16 protein-coding genes are annotated in these 18003 nt (G+C 64.3%); 5 read left to right on the top strand and 11 right to left on the bottom strand.

Annotated features, from left to right (window positions below):
• Positions 1-62: 62 nt before the first annotated feature.
• From CAG22_RS22260 to CAG22_RS22235, 5 genes are all read right to left on the bottom strand, one after another.
• Positions 63-1310, bottom strand: a complete 1248-nt coding sequence (locus CAG22_RS22260) for an FAD-binding oxidoreductase (RefSeq protein WP_085706208.1) — start codon at positions 1308-1310, stop codon at positions 63-65.
• A gap of 2 nt (positions 1311-1312) precedes the next feature.
• Positions 1313-2890 (bottom strand): aldehyde dehydrogenase (NADP(+)), encoded by a 1578-nt coding sequence (locus tag CAG22_RS22255; RefSeq protein ID WP_085706207.1) that lies wholly within the window; start codon positions 2888-2890, stop codon positions 1313-1315.
• 152 nt (positions 2891-3042) lie between these two features.
• Entirely contained in the window at positions 3043-3990 is a 948-nt protein-coding gene (locus CAG22_RS22245; RefSeq protein WP_013973780.1) for a dihydrodipicolinate synthase family protein, read from the bottom strand.
• A 44-nt stretch (positions 3991-4034) separates the two neighbouring features.
• Positions 4035-4961, bottom strand: coding sequence for a 4-hydroxyproline epimerase (locus tag CAG22_RS22240; RefSeq protein WP_085590613.1), 927 nt, complete (start codon positions 4959-4961; stop codon positions 4035-4037).
• 148 nt (positions 4962-5109) lie between these two features.
• Positions 5110-6726, bottom strand: coding sequence for an APC family permease (locus tag CAG22_RS22235; RefSeq protein ID WP_015271365.1), 1617 nt, complete (start codon positions 6724-6726; stop codon positions 5110-5112).
• Positions 6727-7104: 378 nt separating this feature from the next.
• Here CAG22_RS22235 and CAG22_RS22230 point away from each other — a divergent pair, with 378 nt between their 5' ends.
• Entirely contained in the window at positions 7105-7875 is a 771-nt protein-coding gene (locus tag CAG22_RS22230) for an AraC family transcriptional regulator (protein WP_085706206.1), read from the top strand.
• Here CAG22_RS22230 and CAG22_RS22225 read toward each other — a convergent pair.
• Together CAG22_RS22225 and CAG22_RS22220 are read right to left on the bottom strand one after the other, a co-directional pair.
• Entirely contained in the window at positions 7841-8743 is a 903-nt protein-coding gene (locus CAG22_RS22225; RefSeq protein ID WP_085706205.1) for a DUF6216 family protein, read from the bottom strand. The two genes, CAG22_RS22230 and CAG22_RS22225, sit on opposite strands and share 35 nt — an antisense overlap.
• A gap of 142 nt (positions 8744-8885) precedes the next feature.
• A complete protein-coding gene (locus CAG22_RS22220) occupies positions 8886-9773 on the bottom strand; it encodes a LysR family transcriptional regulator (RefSeq protein WP_025340233.1) in 888 nt (295 codons plus the stop codon).
• 140 nt (positions 9774-9913) lie between these two features.
• Here CAG22_RS22220 and moaB point away from each other — a divergent pair, with 140 nt between their 5' ends.
• Positions 9914-10453, top strand: a complete 540-nt coding sequence (gene moaB, locus CAG22_RS22215; protein WP_003259533.1) for a molybdenum cofactor biosynthesis protein B — start codon at positions 9914-9916, stop codon at positions 10451-10453.
• A gap of 130 nt (positions 10454-10583) precedes the next feature.
• Here the strand turns inward: moaB and CAG22_RS22205 are convergent, their stop codons facing one another.
• Both CAG22_RS22205 and moaA read right to left on the bottom strand, forming a co-directional pair.
• Complete coding sequence (locus tag CAG22_RS22205; RefSeq protein WP_085706204.1) at positions 10584-11483, bottom strand: bestrophin family protein; 900 nt, start codon at positions 11481-11483, stop codon at positions 10584-10586.
• A 20-nt stretch (positions 11484-11503) separates the two neighbouring features.
• Entirely contained in the window at positions 11504-12508 is a 1005-nt protein-coding gene (moaA, locus tag CAG22_RS22200) for a GTP 3',8-cyclase MoaA (protein ID WP_075046042.1), read from the bottom strand.
• Positions 12509-12856: 348 nt separating this feature from the next.
• Between moaA and CAG22_RS22195 the strand changes: the two genes are divergently transcribed.
• Complete coding sequence (locus CAG22_RS22195) at positions 12857-15187, top strand: FdhF/YdeP family oxidoreductase (RefSeq protein ID WP_085590605.1); 2331 nt, start codon at positions 12857-12859, stop codon at positions 15185-15187.
• Between the two features lie 127 nt (positions 15188-15314).
• Here CAG22_RS22195 and CAG22_RS22190 read toward each other — a convergent pair whose 3' ends face one another.
• Entirely contained in the window at positions 15315-15776 is a 462-nt protein-coding gene (locus CAG22_RS22190; RefSeq protein WP_015271359.1) for an Lrp/AsnC family transcriptional regulator, read from the bottom strand.
• A gap of 92 nt (positions 15777-15868) precedes the next feature.
• Here CAG22_RS22190 and CAG22_RS22185 point away from each other — a divergent pair, with 92 nt between their 5' ends.
• Positions 15869-17050 carry a PLP-dependent aspartate aminotransferase family protein gene (locus tag CAG22_RS22185; RefSeq protein WP_085706203.1) on the top strand — a complete coding sequence of 394 codons (1182 nt, stop codon included), beginning with the start codon at positions 15869-15871 and terminating at the stop codon, positions 17048-17050.
• A gap of 123 nt (positions 17051-17173) precedes the next feature.
• Here CAG22_RS22185 and CAG22_RS22180 read toward each other — a convergent pair whose 3' ends face one another.
• Complete coding sequence (locus CAG22_RS22180) at positions 17174-17410, bottom strand: YdcH family protein (protein WP_085706202.1); 237 nt, start codon at positions 17408-17410, stop codon at positions 17174-17176.
• 116 nt (positions 17411-17526) lie between these two features.
• Here CAG22_RS22180 and CAG22_RS22175 point away from each other — a divergent pair, with 116 nt between their 5' ends.
• Complete coding sequence (locus CAG22_RS22175) at positions 17527-17892, top strand: 5-carboxymethyl-2-hydroxymuconate Delta-isomerase (protein WP_085706201.1); 366 nt, start codon at positions 17527-17529, stop codon at positions 17890-17892.
• The last annotated feature ends 111 nt before the right edge of the window (positions 17893-18003 follow it).

Below are 18003 nucleotides of genomic sequence, written 5' to 3'. Positions count from 1 at the left end.
GTCTATGCGGTACCTGTGGGAGCTGGCTTGCCGGCGAATGGGCCGCACAGCGGCCCCCGAATCTAAAACCGATCCAACCGGTAAGCCGCCATATCAGCACTGCTGTCCCTGTCGGCCAACCGCCCCACCCATTCCGCAGTCACCGCCGCCTGGGTCAACCCCAGGTGCTGATGCCCGAACGCCAACAGCACCCGCCCATCACACACCCGGTCGATCACCGGTAACGAATCTGGCAACGAAGGCCGGAAGCCCATCCACGGCGTCGCTCCTTCAACACTCAGGTCCCTCCGGAACAACCCCTTGCTCAAGCGGTGCAACTGCCAAGCCCGCTGCATGCTCGGCGGCGCGTCCAGCCCGGCGAATTCCACCGTGCCGGCCAGGCGCAAGCCCTCGGCCATGGGCGTCATGATGAACTTGCGCTCCAGCGATGTAACTGCAAACGGCAAACGCTGATGCTCGCCAGGCAACATCAGGTGGTAGCCGCGCTCGGTGTCCAGCGGCACTTGCTTGCCGGTCAGCGCGCCGGTCAACCGCGCAGAATGCGCGCCACAACTGATCAGCACCTGGCGGGCATCGAGGGTGCCCTGGTCGCTGGCCAGGCTGACCCCACCGCTATGCAGCCGCCCGCCATCGACCTGCGCCTGGATAAAGCGCACGCCACTGGCCTTGGCCGCTTCGAACAGTTCGCACACCACCCGGTAGGGGTCGATGAAGTGCCCGGTACGTGGGAAGAACAGCCCACCCTGCAACGACGGGCTCAGTTGCGGCGCCGCCTCGCGCACGGTGTTGGCCGACCAGAAGTCCACCGGCACCGCCTGCTGTTGCATGCGTGTGCGCAAGGCCTCCAGGGCCTGGCGCGACTCTGGCCGCTCGAACACCAGCAACGAGCCATCTTCCTGGAACAGCTCGCTGCGCCCGATCGAACCCAGCAGCCGCTGCCAGGCACCCAGGCTGCCTTCGTTCAACGTGCGGATGCCGGCCACGCTGCGCTGAAACGGGCCCGGGCGCAGGTTGAGCAGCAGGCGGGTGAACCACGGCATGGCCTTGGGCAGGTACTTCCAGTCCAGGCGCAGTGGGCCCATCGGGTCCAGCAGCATGCGCGGCAGGCGTTTGAGAATCGACAGGTCGGCAATCGGGAATACCTGCTCGGTGGCCAGGTGCCCGGCGTTGCCGTAGGACGCGCCCTGGCCGGGTGCCTGGCGGTCCACCAGGGTTACCCGTCGGCCTTGGCGGGCCAGTTGCAGGGCACAGGCGACGCCGACAATGCCGGCGCCGACCACGGCGATATCGGTTTCAGCGGTTTCGACCATGCTCAGCCTTCCCGTTTACCGTCGAGCAGGCGCCGCAGTTGCAGCGGGTTGCCCTGCTTCAGCGCCTGCGGCAGCAGGGCATCGGGGAAGTCCTGGTAGCACACCGGGCGCAGGAAGCGCAGGATCGCCGCCGTGCCCACCGAGGTGGTGCGGGCATCGGAGGTGGCCGGGAACGGCCCGCCGTGGACCATCGCGTCGCATACCTCTACACCGGTCGGCCAGCCATTGACCAGAATGCGGCCAGCCTTGCGCTCAAGGGTCGGCAGCAGCGCGCGGGCGCTGTCGATGTCGGCATCGTCCAATTGCAGGGTGGCGGTCAGTTGGCCTTCCAGATGCTCGGCCACCTGGCGCACTTGCTCATCGTTGGCGCAGGCCACCACCAGCGACGCCGCACCGAAGACTTCGGCCTGCAACGCCGGGTCGGCGAGGAACGCTTCGGCCTGGGTCACGAACAGCTGCGCCTGGCACTGGTTGGGGCCTTGCTCGGCCTGGCCACTGGCGGCGGCCTGGGCATTGGCGTTTGCGGCCAGGGCGCCGACACCGGCCTGGTAGGCACTGAAGATGCCTGGGGTAAGCATGGTCTGCGCCGCAGCCTGGCGCACGTGTTCGCTGGCGGCGTCGATGAAACGCTGCAACGCCGGCCCCTGGCGGGCAATCACCAGGCCGGGGTTGGTGCAGAACTGGCCGGCACCCTGGGTCAGCGAGGCGACGAAGCCTTGTGCCAGTGCCTCGGCGCGGGTCTGCAGGGCGGTGTCGAACAGGAACACCGGGTTGATCGAGCTCATTTCGGCGTACACCGGGATCGGCTCCGGGCGGGCCTGGGCCGCCTGGCACAGCGCCATGCCACCGCTGCGCGAGCCGGTAAAGCCAACGGCCTTGATGCGCGGGTCGCTGACCAGCGCAATGCCCACTTCACGACCAGAGCCGTACAACAGCGAAAACACACCGGCCGGCAAGCCGCACTGCTTCACGGCCTTTGCCACTGCCTGGCCGACCAGCTCGCTGGTGCCCGGGTGAGCGCCGTGGGCCTTGACCACCACCGGGCAACCGGCGGCCAGGGCCGAGGCGGTGTCGCCACCGGCCACCGAGAAGGCCAATGGGAAATTGCTGGCGCCGAATACCGCCACCGGCCCCAGGGCCACCTGGCGCTGGCGCAGGTCGGCACGCGGCAGGGGCTGGCGCTCAGGCAGGGCGTTGTCGACCCGCACGTCCAGCCATTCGCCGGCCCGCACCACACGGGCGAAGGTGCGCAGCTGGGTGCAGGTGCGGCCACGTTCGCCCTGGATGCGCGCCTTGGGCAGGCCGCTTTCGGCCACGGCGCGATCGATCAGGGTATCGCCCAGCGCTTCGATCTGCGTGGCGATGGCTTCGAGGAATTGTGCCCGTTGCTCGAGCGAGGTTTCGCGGTAGGCATCGAACGCCGCCCAGGCCAGGGCGCAGGCCTGGGCCACGTGTTCGCCGGTGCCGCCGAGGTAGGCCGGTTCCAGCGCCTGGCCGGTGGCCGGGTCGATGGCACGGATGGCTTCGCGGCTGCCGGTTACCGGCGTCTGGCCGATCAGCAGGTTGCCTGTGAGGGTCATGGAGCCTCCTTGGGAAATTACATGCAGTTGCAAGGGGGTACTGCTTACCCTGTGGGAGCGGGCGAGCCCGCGAACACCGGCGAAGCCGGTGCCAGGCACCGAGTCGCCTGTTTCGCGGGCATGCCCGCTCCCACAGAGAAAGCAGTGGCTGCTTAGGCCAGGTTCTGCTCAGCCGACCAGCTGGCGTACCAGCTGCGGAACAGCGCGTACTGCTGCTCGGCATAGTTGCGCTGGGCGTCGGTCAGCACGTCGGTCTCGTTGAAGTGCAGGCTGTATTCGCTGTCACCGTTCAGCACCATCAGGTGCTTGTAGTAGAGCACCAGGTCGCAGCCTTCATCGAACGACGACAGCACCGCCAGCGCCGCCTCCAGCTCACGCGCCAGGCGGCGGGCCTTGGCATCACCCTTGGCCGCCTGCTTGCTCAGGCTCACCAGGTGCAGCACCTCACGCGGCAGGGCGTTGCCGATGCCGGTGATGGCGCCGGTGGCGTTGCAGTTGACGAAGCCATGCACCACCTGGGTGTCGACGCCGACCATCAGGGTCACGTCGTCATCCTTGGAGGTGATGTGCTCGGCGGCGTAGCGCAGGTCGGCGCCACCGCCGAACTCCTTGAAGCCGATCAGGTTGGGGAACTCGCTGCGCAGTTCGAAAAACAGGTCGGCGCGGGTGGCGAAGCCGTAGTACGGGCTGTTGTAGATAACCGCCGGCAGCTTCGGCGCGGCTGCCAGGATGGCCGAGAAGTGGTGCTTCTGGGCAATCAGCGAGGCGCCGCGGCTGAGCACGCGGGGGATGACCATCAGGCCGGCGGCGCCAACCTTGGCCGCGTGGGCGGCGTGAGATACCGCCTCACGGGTGTTCACCGCGCCGGTACCGACGATGGTCGGGATGCCGGCGGCCACCAGGCGCGCTACACCTTCCTGGCGCTCGGCTTCGGTCAGCAGCGGCCAGTCGCCCATCGAGCCGCAGTACACCACGGCGCTCATGCCGGCCTCGATCAGCTCGCGGCCCTTGCGCACCAGGGCGTCGAAGTCCGGCTTGCGCTCGGCGGTGCAGGGGGTCATCAGGGCGGGCATGGTGCCGGTGAAGATGTTGTTGGTCATTGTTGTCACTCCTCGCGATATTCGATTTTTTGAAAAAGCCGGGGTCAGATGCCCCAGGCGAACGGGTCCTGTTCGTCGATCAGCAGGGTGCTGTCGGCGGTCATGTAGGCGCGGCCGGTGATGAACGGGCGAATGTGTTCTCCGTCGCGCTCGTAGCGGCCCTGGAACTGGCTGCCGGTGATACTGGCCTGTACCCAGGTCTGGCCTTCGTCGAGCTTGCCGTCGGCGGCCAGGCAGGCCAGCTTGGCGCTGGTGCCCGTGCCGCAGGGCGAGCGGTCGTAGGCCTTGCCGGGGCACATCACGAAGTTGCGGCTGTCGGCGTTGGCGTCGTCGGCGAACAGTTCGACGTGGTCGATGGGGGCACCGTTTTCACCGGTGATGCCCTGGGCTTCGAGGGCCTTGAGCATCGCCCAGGTGTACTCGGTCAGCGCCTCGCGGTTGCCCAGCTCGATGCGCTGGCCGTGTTCGGATACGAGGAAAAACCAGTTGCCGCCCCAGGCGATGTCGCCGCGCACCAGACCATGGCCGGGCACGTCCACCAGCACCTGCCGGCGGTAGCGGTAGGACGGCACGTTGCCGACGGTTATGGCGCCGTCTTCATGCAGGGTGGCGCTGACCTGGCCGACCGGGGTATCGATCTTGTGCACGCCCGGTGCGATCAGGCCCAGGTGCTGCAGCGAGGCGACCAGGCCGATGGTGCCGTGGCCGCACATGTTCAGGTAGCCAGCATTGTTGAAGAAGATCACCCCGCAAGTGGCGTCGGCCGATACCGGTGGGCAGTACAGCGCACCGACCAGCACATCGTTGCCACGTGGTTCCAGCAGGCAGGCGCGGCGCCACTGGTCGTGCAGCTCGCGCAGCTCGTCGCGCTGCTCGGCCATGCTGCGGCCATGCAGTTGCGGGAAGCCTTTCATCACCAGGCGAGTCGGTTCCCCGCCGGTGTGCGAGTCGATGACGTGAATCTGTTTCATGAGCTTGTCCATTCTTTGATCAGCCAAGTCTTGTGCTGTTTGTGCGGGCCTCATCGCCGGCAAGCCAGCTCCCACAGGGGCCGCGCTGACCCAGAGGCCGGTGTAATACCTGTGGGAGCCGGCTTGCCGGCGATAGGGCCAGTAGCCGTTACGGAGCCAGTGCAGCCGGGCGCTGGCCTACCAGAGGTTCATGGCTGGCTTCGCTTTCGTCCTCACCTTCCAGGCGCACCAGGTGGGCAGGCACGCCGGTGGCAGCGCCCCAGTAGTAGATGCCCAGCGCACAAGCGGCCACGACCACGGTGTCGAACGGGTGGCCGAGTACTCCCAGGCCGCCGAAGCTGCCCAGCCACGACAGCAGGATGGTTACCGCGTAGAAGCCGATCAGCCACGCCGACGAGCGCACTTGCTGGGCCAGCGACAGGTGCTGGGTCGGCACGAAGCGGCCGCACAGCAGGTACAGCACGAACATCACGATCTGCAGGGCCAGCAGCCACGACACGGTTTTCCAACCCGACCAGTACACGATCAGCGCGGCGATGATGAACGACAGCGGGCCGAGCACGCCCATGCCCTTGACCCGGAACGGGCGCGGCATGTCGGGGGCGTTGCGGCGCAGGGCGGCGACGGTGACCGGGGCCACGGCGTAGCTCAGTACCAGGGCGGCGGAAACCACGTTGATCAACGCTTCCCAGGACGGGAACGGCAGGGTCCAGAACACCGACAGGCCAAAGGTCAGCCACAGCGCCGGGCGCGGGATGCCGGACTCGGCGTCGATACGGGTGAAGTACTTGAAGAAGGTGCCGGTCTGCGCCCAGCCATAGACCACGCGCGGGGTGGCGTTCATGTAGATGTTGCCGCAGCCGCTGGGCGAGATCACCGCGTCGGCCACCACCAGATAGGCCAGCCAGCCTACACCCAGGGCCAGGGCAATGTCGCGATAGGGCAGGGCCAGTTCCTTGGTCACCGCGGCCCAGCCGTTGCTCAGCATTTCGGTCGGCACGCTGCCGAGGAAGGCCAGTTGCAGCAGGGCGTAGATCGCGGTGGACAGCAGTACCGAGAGGATCAGCGCGATGGGGATGGTGCGTTGCGGGTTCTTCACCTCGCTGGCCACCGAAATGATCGGCGTCAGGCCCAGGTAGGCGAAGATGATGCCACCGGCCGATACCGCCATTTCAACGCCGGACAGACCGAACGGGGCAAAGCCCTGGACCTCGAAGTTTTCTGGCTTGAAGAAGGTGAACAGCACGCCGATCACCAGCAGCGGCACGATGAACTTGAACACGCTGACCAGGTTGTTGGCCTTGGCGAAGGTTTTCACGCTGCGGTAGTTGAGGAAGAAGAACAGCCCCAGCAGGGCGAACTGCACCAGCCAGCCGAGCACGGTCGGGTCGCTGGAGCCAGCCTTGGTCAGCCCGGGGAACCAGGCGGCGGCGTATTGGCGCGAAGCGACCACTTCGATGGCGATCAGGCTGGAAAAGGCGATCAGGGTGATGAAGCCCATCAAGTAGCCCAGCAGCGGGCCGTGGGAGTACACCGGGTAGCGCACCACACCCCCGGCACGCGGCAGTGCGGCGCCCAGCTCGCAATAGACGATGCCCAGCAACAGTACGGCGAAGCCGCCAAGGAACCAGGACAGGATGCCGGCCGGGCCGGCGATGGCCGAGACGTGGCTGGCGGCGAACAGCCAGCCGGAGCCGAAGATGGCGCCTAGGCCGATGAAGGTGAGGTCCAGCAATGACAACTGTTTTTTGAATTTGCCTGACATGGGTTCGCCTTTTTGTTGGTTATTGGATAGGCAGTTCTGATGTCACGAGATGCGGCTTTTTGGGCCGCGCTCTTGTAGGACTTGGGGCGGCTTGCGTGGGGCATAGAGTGGACCGATCGGGGCGGCGGTTCTTGATGGTTTTCTGCAGGGGGGATGACGAAATCGGCACAGTTGCAAAAAAGAAATGGCGGGATGGCAAGGTGGTGGATAGGCTGTAAGCCATACCGAGCAAGGGCTGTAGAGGTATGTGGGTATCGTTGGCCTCTTCGCGGGCGCGCCCGCTCCCACAGGTACAGCACAGGATTCGAAATTTGTGGGGGACCTGTGGGAGCGGGCGTGCCCGCGAAAGGGCCGGCACAGCCAACAGAGAACCGACAGATGACCGACACCCCCCTGGCAACCCTGTACCAGTCCCTCGACCAGCACCGCCCCGCCAACCTCGAGGCCCTGCTCGCCGGTGTGTCCCTGCTGCTGCCGATCCTCGACGCCATCCCCAACGCCGCGATCTTCATCAAGGACCCGGCCGCCCGCTATGTGCTGGCCAACAACACCCTGGTCCAGCGCTGTGGCCTCAAGCGCCTGCAACCGCTGCTGGGCAAGACCAGCGCCGAAGTGTTCCCGGCACAGCTGGGCCCCGGCTACACCGAGCAGGACTGTCGCGTTCTCAAGGAAGGCCTGGTGCTGGAAGACCAGCTGGAGCTGCACCTGTACGGCAGCCGAGAGCCTGGTTGGTGCCTGACCCACAAGCGCCCGCTGTACAACCAGGCCGGCGAGATCATCGGCCTGGTCGGCATCTCGGTCGACTTGCAGTCAGCCGCCGACAGCCACCCCGCCTACCAGCGCCTGGCGGCGGTGGACGAGCATATCCGTCGGCATTTCCACCAGCCGATCAGCATGGGCGAGCTGACCCGTATCGCCGGCATTTCCGTGGCCCAGCTGGAGCGCTACTGCAAGCGGGTGTTCCACCTCACGCCACGGCAGATGATCCACAAGGCGCGCCTGGAGCACGCCCACCGTTTGCTGCACTCGGAACTGCCGATCACTGAAGTGGCGATGTGCTGCGGCTATACCGACCACAGCGCCTTCAGCCGCCAGTTCAAGCAACTGACCGGCTTCACGCCGAGGCAGTATCGGCGGGCGATGGCGTAATGGGCGAGGGCGTTGTCTGTGACTCGGACGGAGTGCGGTTCTGCCACTGCTGGTACAGCGATTGCGCCCTCTGCATACGGGCAAGCTTCAGTACCAGCAAAATCAATCCCATCATACTGGCGAACGCTATGCCAGCCAGTAACGAACGTTGCGCCTCAAGCCCTTTCGTCACGTGTGATTCGTAGGCAGGGTCCATAAAAAACGAGCAGACGGTGTCCAGCTCCTTTTCAGGAAAGTCTTCTATAAAGGGTTTCAAGGTTTCGGCTGAGCGGCATTGTTCTGGCATTAGAACCCTATCTGGCCACATTTTGAACTTGATGTTGTCTGATGATAGGTAGAACGAGGGCGTGTCGGGTGAGTTCTTCAACGAAACCATCAAGTACTTCGAATTCCCGAAAAGCGAAAACGGCGTAAATGCCCCGATGAGCAAAAGCATCGACGTTACAACCAGCGTGTATTTCCACCAGGTGAACCGCTTGACCGCAAATGTTGGAGAATCAAAATCGCTCCAATCCATGTATCTGCGGCTGCGGCCGATATCGCTTGGGGCAAAACCGTTGGCGGCGATCCAGCGATGAGCGAGTCGTGCTTCGCGCAAGTTGTTTGCAGGAATATTGAATTCGTATCTGAAAAACTCGATTTCACGTAACTCTCTGCGCATCTGGTTCAGCTCCGAGAGGTCGTCGAACTCTTTTTTTCCACCAAAACTTCGCCAGATTAGATCGCGCAGAAAATAGAGCGACCCGGCTCTGCTTTGGATAAACCACACCAGCAACAGAACCATCCCCAGAAGGCCGAGCCCTCCCAGCGGGGCTAAGTTTTCGGCACTCCATACCAATGGCGTGGAAGCGGTTGGAGGTGTCGTCATGTCAGATCCTTGGACAATGGGATAAGAAACGGCTGCGCGTTCTCGCACCGCCTGGTGAGCGAAGGAGGATAAAAGCGGGGAGAGCGTCTTGTCGCTAGCGAAATGTCCTATGTTGCAGTAGGAAAATTCGCTAGCCAGCGAATTAGCACGTGACGAACAGCGCCCGCGCCTCATCGAAGCACTGCTCGGCAATTGCCGAACGCGGTTCGCTGCGGCGTAGCAGCAGGCCGACCGGGCTGTGGATGGCGGCGTCGGCCACCGGCAGGATGCGCAGGTGCTCGCTCAGGTCTTCCAGGCCGCAGCCCAGCGGCATGACCGCGCAGCACATGCCGGTGTTGATGGCCTGGATCAGCTGGAAGCTCGAGTCGCTTTCCAGTACCGCATTCGGCTCCAGGCCACGGCTGCGGAAACTCAGGTCCAGCGACTGGCGGTAGTGCATGCCCTTGCTCAGCAGGCCCAGCGGAATGTCGCCCAGCTCGTCCCAGCGCAGGGTGTCGCTGGTGAACTTGAAGTGCCGGGTATCGTGCAACAGGCCCATGGTGGTGGTGCCAAGTTCGATCACTTCGAAGAAACTGGTGTTGACCTGGTCCAGGTAGCAGATGCCCAGGTCGAGCTGGTTGCGGCTGAGCCCGTCGATGACCTGTTCCGAACTGAGCGAGCTGATCTGGAAGTGCAGCTCGGGGTATTTTTCACGCAGCGGCAGCAGCAGGTGCATGGGGTTGAAGCTGGCCAGCGGCACCGTGCCCAGGCGCAGGCTGCCGACCACCTGGCCGCGGCAGCTGGCGGCCTCGGCCTGCAGGCCGTCGTGGGCGGCGAGCAGCGTACGGGCCCAGGCCAGGATGCGCTCGCCGGCCTCGGTGAAACCTTCGAAGCGCTGGCCGCGCTTGACCAGCACCAGGTCCAGCTCGTCCTCCAGGTTGCGCAGGCGCATGGACAGCGTCGGCTGGGTGATATGGCATAGCGCCGCCGCCTGGCCGAAGTGGCGTGTCTGGTCGAGCGCGATGAGGAATTTGAGCTGCTTGATGTCCATGGAAGTGCCTGGTATCGGGTTATGCAGACCTTAACCCACGTCTGCGATAGATGTCATTGATCAGTCGGTACGCCATATCGATTGGACGCCCCCGGGCCATGCCTCTAGCGTGGCGGCACTGCCACTCGAGGAGCCCCACCGTGCGCGTCCAACCCGACGCGGTCTTCGTACCGCTCAACATCGCCGTGCTGACTGTCAGCGACACCCGTACCTACGACAACGACACCTCCGGTGAGCTGCTGGCCAGCCGCTCGGTGGAGATCGGCCACCGCCTGGTGGCGCGGGCGTTGCTCAAGGACGACCTTTACAAGATCCGCGCCCAGGTCGCCACCTGGATTGCCGACGAGCAGGTGCAGGTGGTGCTGATCACCGGCGGTACCGGTTTTACCGGCCGTGACAGCACGCCGGAAGCGGTCGAGTGCCTGCTGGACAAACGCATCGATGGCTTTGGCGAACTGTTCCGGGCCCTGTCGATTCTCGATATCGGCACCTCGACCGTGCAGAGCCGGGCGCTGGCCGGGCTGTCCAACCGCACGTTGGTGTGCTGCCTGCCGGGCTCCACCGGGGCCTGCCGTACGGCGTGGGAGGGCATCCTGGCGGAGCAGCTGGATGCGCGGCACCGGCCGTGCAACTTCGTCAAGCACCTGAAGCCGATCGAGGCCTGTGCAAGCCGGGGCTGAGTTTTCTCCTGTACCGGCCTCTTCGCGGGTAAACCCGCTCCCACAGGTACCGCGCAGGGTTCGAAACCTGTGGGGGCCCTGTGGGAGCGGGTTTACCCGCGAAAGGGCCGGCACAGGCCACTGCATTCAGTCAGCTCAATACATGGTCCACCGGCAACAACGCCGGCGGTAGCTGTTGTTCCCCCAACCCCGCCAGCACATCGCGCTCCACGGTCCGCACCATGGCATCGGTCGGCAGGTCGTTCTCATCGCGCCCGAACGGGTCTTCCAGTTCGTTGCCAATCGCATCCAGCCCGAAGAATGTGTACCCCACGATGGTGGTGAACAGCGGCGCCAGCCAGCCCAGCGGCTCGGCCAGGGCAAACGGCAGCAGCAGGCAGAAGATGTAGATGGTGCGGTGCAGCAACAGCGTGTAGGGGAACGGCAACGGCGTGCCCTTGATCCGCTCGCAGGTGGCCTGCACTTCGGTCAGGCCCACCAGCCGCTGTTCCAGCAGGCTGTAGCGCCAGTCACTGATCTGCTGCTGTTCGGCCAACCGCGAGCAGTGCCCGCCGATTTCGCGCAGGATGGCGTCGCACACGTTGTGCGGGGTGATCGCTTCGGGCCGGGCCAGCCAGGGCCGGGCGGCGGCCAGTTCGTCCTCGCCGCGCAGCCGTGCATTCAGCGCATGGGCAAAGCCGCACAGGCTGCGCAACAGTTCGGCACGCAGGGTTTCGTCGGTAATCACCAGGCTTTCGCGCACGAACGAACGGGTTTCGATGATCAGCTTGCCCCAGGCCTTGCGCCCCTCCCACCAGCGGTCATAGCAGGCGTTGTTGCGAAAACTCATGAAAATCGACAGCGACAGGCCCAGCAAGGTGAACGGGGTGGCGCTGACCGGGTAGAAAAACGCCGGGAAATGCCGCTCGACCAACACGATCAGCGCGGCCAGCAGGGTGACCGTCAGGCAGCGCAGGGCAATACGTTTGACGATCGAACCCTTGAGGGTGAACAGCACACGTAGCACATCGGGGGTGGGGTGGACGATCATGGAAATCCAGAGACGGCTGCCTAGCCGCCGGTCATGTTCATGAAGCGCAGGATCTGCACGTCGCCACCGACTTCGAAATGATGGCGGTAGGGCTTGAGGTGCAGCGAGTCACGAATGGCCTTTTCCAGGCGTTCAGGGTTGCCGGGGTGGGCGCGCAGCACCTGCTTCAGGTCCACCGAGTGTTCATTGCCCAGGCACAGCAGCAGGCGGCCTTCGACGGTGAGGCGTACGCGGTTGCAGGTGGCGCAGAAGTTGTGGCTGTGTGGCGAAATGAAGCCGACCCGAGTGTTGGCGGCTTCGGCCAGGCGCCAGTAGCGGGCCGGGCCCTGGGACGACTCGGTCGATTCGACCAGGGTGAACTGCTCGGCCAGCAGCGCACGTACTTCATCGCTGGAGCAGAACGACTCGCCGCGTTCATGTTCGCTGATCACGCCCAAGGGCATTTCTTCGATGAAGGTGATGTCCAGTTCGCGGTCGATGGCAAAGCGCACCAGGTCGACCAGTTCATGATCGTTGCGGCCCTTGAGGACCACGCAGTTGAGCTTGGTGCGCTTGAAGCCGGCCTGGCGGGCGGCGTCGATGCCGGCGATGACCTGGTGCAGGTCGCCGGTGCGGGTCAGTTGCTTGAAGCGCTCGGCGTCCAGGCTGTCGAGGCTGATGTTCAGGCGCGTGACACCTGCGTCGAACAGCGGCTGGGCCAGGCGCCCGAGTTGCGAGCCGTTGCTGGTCAGGCACAATTCACGCAGGCCGGGCAGGGCGGCGATGCGCCCGCACAGGTCGACGATGCCCTGGCGCACCAGCGGCTCGCCGCCGGTCAGGCGGATCTTGCGGGTGCCGAGGGCGACGAAACGCTCGGCCACCTGGAACAGTTCCTCGAGGCTGAGGATTTGCTGGCGCGGCAGGAACTGCATGTCTTCGGCCATGCAGTACACGCAACGGAAGTCGCAGCGGTCGGTGACCGACATCCGCAGGTAGTCGATTTTCCGGTTGAAGCCGTCGATCAGGGCCCGGCTGTTCTGTTCCACGTTCGCGCTCGAATGGGTAGGGACTCGATTCAAGCTATAACTTGGGCGCAGGGCCGTCAAATTGCTTTGTCCGACCGATTGATCGATGGCCTCTATCATGGCTGTAGGCCACGTATTTCAAAGTGTTGACCGCGTCGCCCAATTCGCGGGTAAACCCGCTCCCACAGGTAAAGCGCAGGGCTCGAAACCTGTGGTGGCCCTGTGGGAGCGGGTTCACCCGCGAAGGCCGCGACGCGGTTCCAGCCCATGATCGAAACCACCTATCACCCCGTAAGATCTTTCGATTGGACGGCTCTACCCCACGCTCCATAGGCTGAAAAAAAGCATCGAAGCGTGAGGATTCATCGCATGAGCCAGGACCAACACATCAGGGACTACAAGGGCGCCGCCGCCGGCTGGGGGGCGCTCAAGAGCGTGACCAAGAGCTGGCTGGGCAGCGACAATGCCTTCAAGAACCTGCGGGCCATGCTCAAGACCAACCAGAACGGCGGCTTCGACTGCCCCGGTTGCGCCTGGGGCGAGTCGCCGGAAAACGACATGGTCAAGTTCTGCGAGAACGGCGCCAAGGCAGTCAACTGGGAAGCTACCGGCCGCTCGGTGGACCCGGCATTCTTCGCCAGGTACAGCGTCAGTGCGCTGGCCGAGCAGACCGACTACTGGCTGGAGTACCAGGGCCGCCTGACCCACCCGATGCGCTACGACGCGGCCACCGACCACTATGTGGAAACCAGCTGGGAAGAAGCCTTTGCGCTGGTTGCCCAACACTTGCGCGCACTCGAATCGCCCGACCAGGCCGAGTTCTACACCTCGGGCCGGGCCAGCAACGAGGCGGCGTTCCTCTACCAGCTGTTCGTCCGCGCCTACGGCACCAATAACTTCCCCGACTGCTCGAACATGTGCCATGAAGCCAGCGGCGTGGGCATGTCGGAAACCCTCGGCGTGGGCAAGGGCACCGTGGTGTTCCACGACCTGGAGCTGGCCGACGCCATCTTCGTCATCGGCCAGAACCCCGGCACCAACCACCCGCGCATGCTCGAACCGCTGCGTGAAGCGGTGAAGCGTGGTGCCCAGGTGGTCTGTTTCAACCCGCTCAAGGAGCGCGGCCTGGAGCGCTTCCAGCACCCGCAGCACCCGTTCGAGATGCTCAGCAATGGCTCCGAACCAACCAACACGGCCTACTTCCGCCCGGCCCTGGGCGGTGACATGGCAGTGATGCGCGGCATTGCCAAGTACCTGCTGCAGTGGGAACGCGAAGCCCAGACCAATGGCGAACCGGCGGTGTTCGACCATGCCTTCATCGCCGAGCACACCAGTGGCATCGACGCATACCTGGAAACCGTGGATGCCACGCCCTGGGGGCACATCGTCGAGCAATCGGGCCTGACCCAGGCCGAGATCGAATTGGCCGCGCGCATGTACCGCAAGGCCGAACGGGTAATCATGTGCTGGGCCATGGGCGTCACCCAGCACCGCCACTCGGTGCCGACCGTTCAGGAAATCGTCAACCTGCAGCTGCTGCGCGGTAACGTCGGCAAGCCCGGTGCCGGCCTGTCACCGGTGCGTGGCCACAGCAACGTGCAGGGCGACCGCACCATGGGCATCGACGAGAAGCCCGGGGCGGCGCTGCTCGATGCCATTGAAAAACGCTTCCAGTTCCGCGTGCCGCGTGCCCACGGGCACAACGCCGTGCTGGCGATCAAAGCCATGGAAGAGGAGCGGGCCAAGGTGTTCATCGGCCTGGGTGGCAACTTTGCCCAGGCCACGCCGGATACGCCGCGCACTCATGCGGCCATGCGCAATTGCGCGCTGACCGTGCAGATTTCCACCAAGCTCAACCGCTCGCACCTGGTCACCGGCCGCGATGCGTTGATCCTGCCGTGCCTGGGCCGTACCGAAATCGACATGCAGGCCAGCGGGCCGCAAGGCGTGACCGTGGAGGACACCTTCAGCATGGTGCACATCTCCCACGGCCAGCTGCGCCCGCGCTCGCCGCACCTGCGCTCGGAGCCGTGGATCATCGCCGGCATGGCCCAGGCGACCCTGGGCAAGCAGCCGATCGACTGGGAGTACGCAGTTGCCGACTATGGCCGTATCCGCAGCATGATTGCCGATGTGATCCCCGGCTTTACCGATTTCAACGAGCGCCTGCAGCACCCGGGCGGCTTCCACCTGGGCAACAACGCCGCCGACCGTACCTGGCGCACGGCCACAGGCAAGGCGCGCTTCAGCCCGCACCAGCTGCCGGAGCAACTGGTGAATGCCAAGGTGCTGGCGCGCGGTGACAAGCCGGACCTGATCCTGCAGACCCTGCGCTCGCACGACCAGTACAACACCACCCTGTATGGCCTGGACGACCGTTATCGCGGGGTTTTCGGCCTGCGTGAAGTGGTGTTCGTCAACGAGGTGGACATCCGCCGGATGGGCTTCGAGCCGGGCGAGCATGTGGACCTGGTGTCGCTGTGGGAGGATGGCGTGGAGCGGCGCGTGTCAGGCTTCCGCCTGGTGGCGTATGACGTACCCGAGGGGCAGGCGGCGGCCTATTACCCGGAGACCAACCCGCTGGTGCCGCTGGAAAGCTATGGCGAGGGGACCTATACCCCGACCTCGAAGTTCGTGGCGATCAAGGTCGAGAAAGCCAAGGCCGGGAACCGGATTGCGGCGGTGCTGGCCGCGGATTGACAGGTAGCCTGCAAGGGCCCTATCGCCGGCAAGCCAGCTCCCACAGGGACCGCACAGATTTCAGAACCTGTGACGTACCTGTGGGAGCTGGCTTGCCGGCGATAGGGCCGGTACTGCCATACAGGAATCAGGAACGGTTCACCGGGTAAGCCGTGGTGTACTTCATCTGCTCCATGGCAAAACTGGAAGTGATGTTCGACAGCCCGTCAGTACTGGTGATCAGCTTTTTGTAAAACCGGTCATACGCCGCAATATCCCCCACCACCACCCGCAGCATGTAATCCCAGTCCCCCGACATGCGGTAGAACTCCATCACTTCCTCGAACCCGGTCACGGTCGCGGCAAACTGCTCCAGCCAGGCGCTGTCGTGGCGCTGGGTCTTGAGCTGGACGAACACCGTCAGCCCCAACCCCAGCCGTTCCGGGTCGAGCAGGGCGACACGGCCGACAATGTAGCCGTCTTCCTCCAGGCGCTTGACCCGCTTCCAGCACGGCGTGGTAGACAGGTTTACGGCCTCGGCCAGGTCCTTGAGCGAGATCGAGGCGTCGCGCTGAAGCAGGGTGAGAATGTGCTGGTCGAAGCTGTCCATATCGCGCGTGGGCCGTGGAGAAAAATATTTCACAGATTACCCCAAGGCTAGAAGATTTGGGTTGTGCGATAGTTGCAGCTTTCACTCTGCCAATGGGCCTGACCATGTCCGACAAGCCGCGCAATTTCGCCACCCGTACCATTCACGCCGGTGAGCAGTTCAGCGTCGCCGATAACGCTATTTTCCCGGCGATCGTCACCGCCAGCTCGTTCACCAAGCGCAGCCTGGACGACAAGCCGGAATACTCCTACAGCCGCGTCGGCAACCCCACCCGGCATGCCTATGAAACCTGTGTCGCCGCCCTGGAAGAGGGCGTTGGCGCGGTCGCCTGCGCCTCGGGTGTGAACGCCACCGCCACCGTGCTGGAGTTGCTGCCCAAGGATGCCCACGTGGTGGTGATGAACGGCGTGTACGGCGGCACCTTCCGCATCATGGAAGACTACCGCAGCCGCACCTCGGGCCTGACCACCACCTACGTCGACCTCAACGACCTCGAGGCGGTGGCCGCCGCCATCAAGCCGGAAACCCAGCTGATCTGGATCGAATCGCCGACCAACCCGTTGCTGCACCTGGTCGACATCAAGGCGGTGTGCGACCTGGCCAAGGCGCGGGGCATCCTCACTTGCATCGACAACACCTTCTGCTCGCCGTGGAACCAGCGCCCGATCACCTTGGGCGTGGACTTGGTGATGCACTCTGCCAGCAAGTACATCGGCGGCCACTCCGACCTCACCGGTGGCGTGGTGGTAGCTGCCAATGATGCGCTGTTGGCGCGCCTGCGCCGCATCAGCATGGCGATTGGCGCGGTGCAGGGGCCGTTCGACTGCTACCTGGCCCTGCGCGGTCTGAAGACCCTGGATGTGCGCATGGAGCGCCAGTGTGCCAATGCCCTGCAGGTGGCGCGCTTCCTCGAAAGCCACGCGCAGATCGAGCAGGTGTATTACCCGGGGCTGGAGAGCCACCCGCAGCATGAGCTGTGCAAACGGCAGATGCGCAGTGGCGGGGCGGTGGTGGCGATGAAGGTCAAGGGCGACCGCGCCGCGCTCAACCGCCTGGTGGAGGCGCTGCAGATCTTCGTGCTGGCCGACTCGCTGGGCGGGGTGGAAAGCATGATCAACCACTCCTGGAGCATGTCGCACTGCTCGCTGAGCCCGGAGCAGAAGGGCGTGATGGGCATCAGCGAGAACCTGCTGCGGTTGTCGGTGGGGATCGAGGATTACCGCGACCTGGTCGACGACCTGGATGGGGCGTTGAAGGCTGCGGCTGGTATGTGAGGGCTGTTGGCCTCTTCGCGGGTAAACCCGCTCCCACAGGGGCTCCGCTGCCTTCAGGTCTGGCGCTGTACCTGTGGGAGCGGGTTCACCCGCGAAGAGGCCGGTGGATTCAATGAATTCCTGTCAGGGTTTGGGCGGATGAATGATCCGTTCGATCTTGTCCTTGATCAGCAACCGCTCCTTGCGCAGGCGGTTGACGGCCTCGTCGTTGGTGCCGTTGCCTTCGGCGGCGACCACCTCTTTGTCTTTGGCGTTGTATTCCTTGTGCAGTGAGTGCAGCGTCTGGTCCTTGTCCATGAGCGCCTGGAATGCATCAGCGGTAACGTGCAGGTCAGCGAGCAGATCATGCGGAACTGGCATTTCTTCACCTCTGTCGGGGGTTGGCGGATGGTTCTGACCTTTGAGGATAGTCGTCTTTGCGCAGGTAGGGGACTGGGGTAGGCTGTCGCATCTCCTCGTGACCCGGAACCTGCGCCATGCCTCACCTGAACCTGGAATACAGCGACAACCTGCGCGAGCTGAATGTCGATACCCTGCTGCTGCGCCTGAACCATGCCTTGGTCGGCAGTGGCCAATTCGCCGACGAGGCCGACATCAAGAGCCGCGCCCAGGCCTTCGGCCAGTTTCGCGTGGGCACCGCGCCCGGCGAGCGTGCCTTTGCCCATGTGCGCCTGGCCATCCTCAGCGGGCGCTCGCCCGAGGTGAAGACGCAATTGTCCGCCAGCCTGCTGGATGTGCTGCGTGAGGCCATCCCCGAGCAACCGGGGCTGGACATCCAGCTGTGCGTGGAAGTGCTGGACATCGACCGCGAGCCGTATGCCAAGGAACGCCTGCCAGGCTGAACAAGCGCTGAATGAACTTCTTTTAATGTAGAAAAGGCGCCTGCTCACGAATTTGTTGGCGTCTTTTTCACAAAATATTGATGGCACGCTTTCTAGAGTTCAGCCAAGTTT

Origin of the sequence: Pseudomonas sp. B8(2017), from assembly GCF_002113575.1 — a bacterium.
Lineage (GTDB): Bacteria > Pseudomonadota > Gammaproteobacteria > Pseudomonadales > Pseudomonadaceae > Aquipseudomonas > Aquipseudomonas putida_Z.
This window is presented reverse-complemented; position numbering and strand designations above follow the sequence as displayed.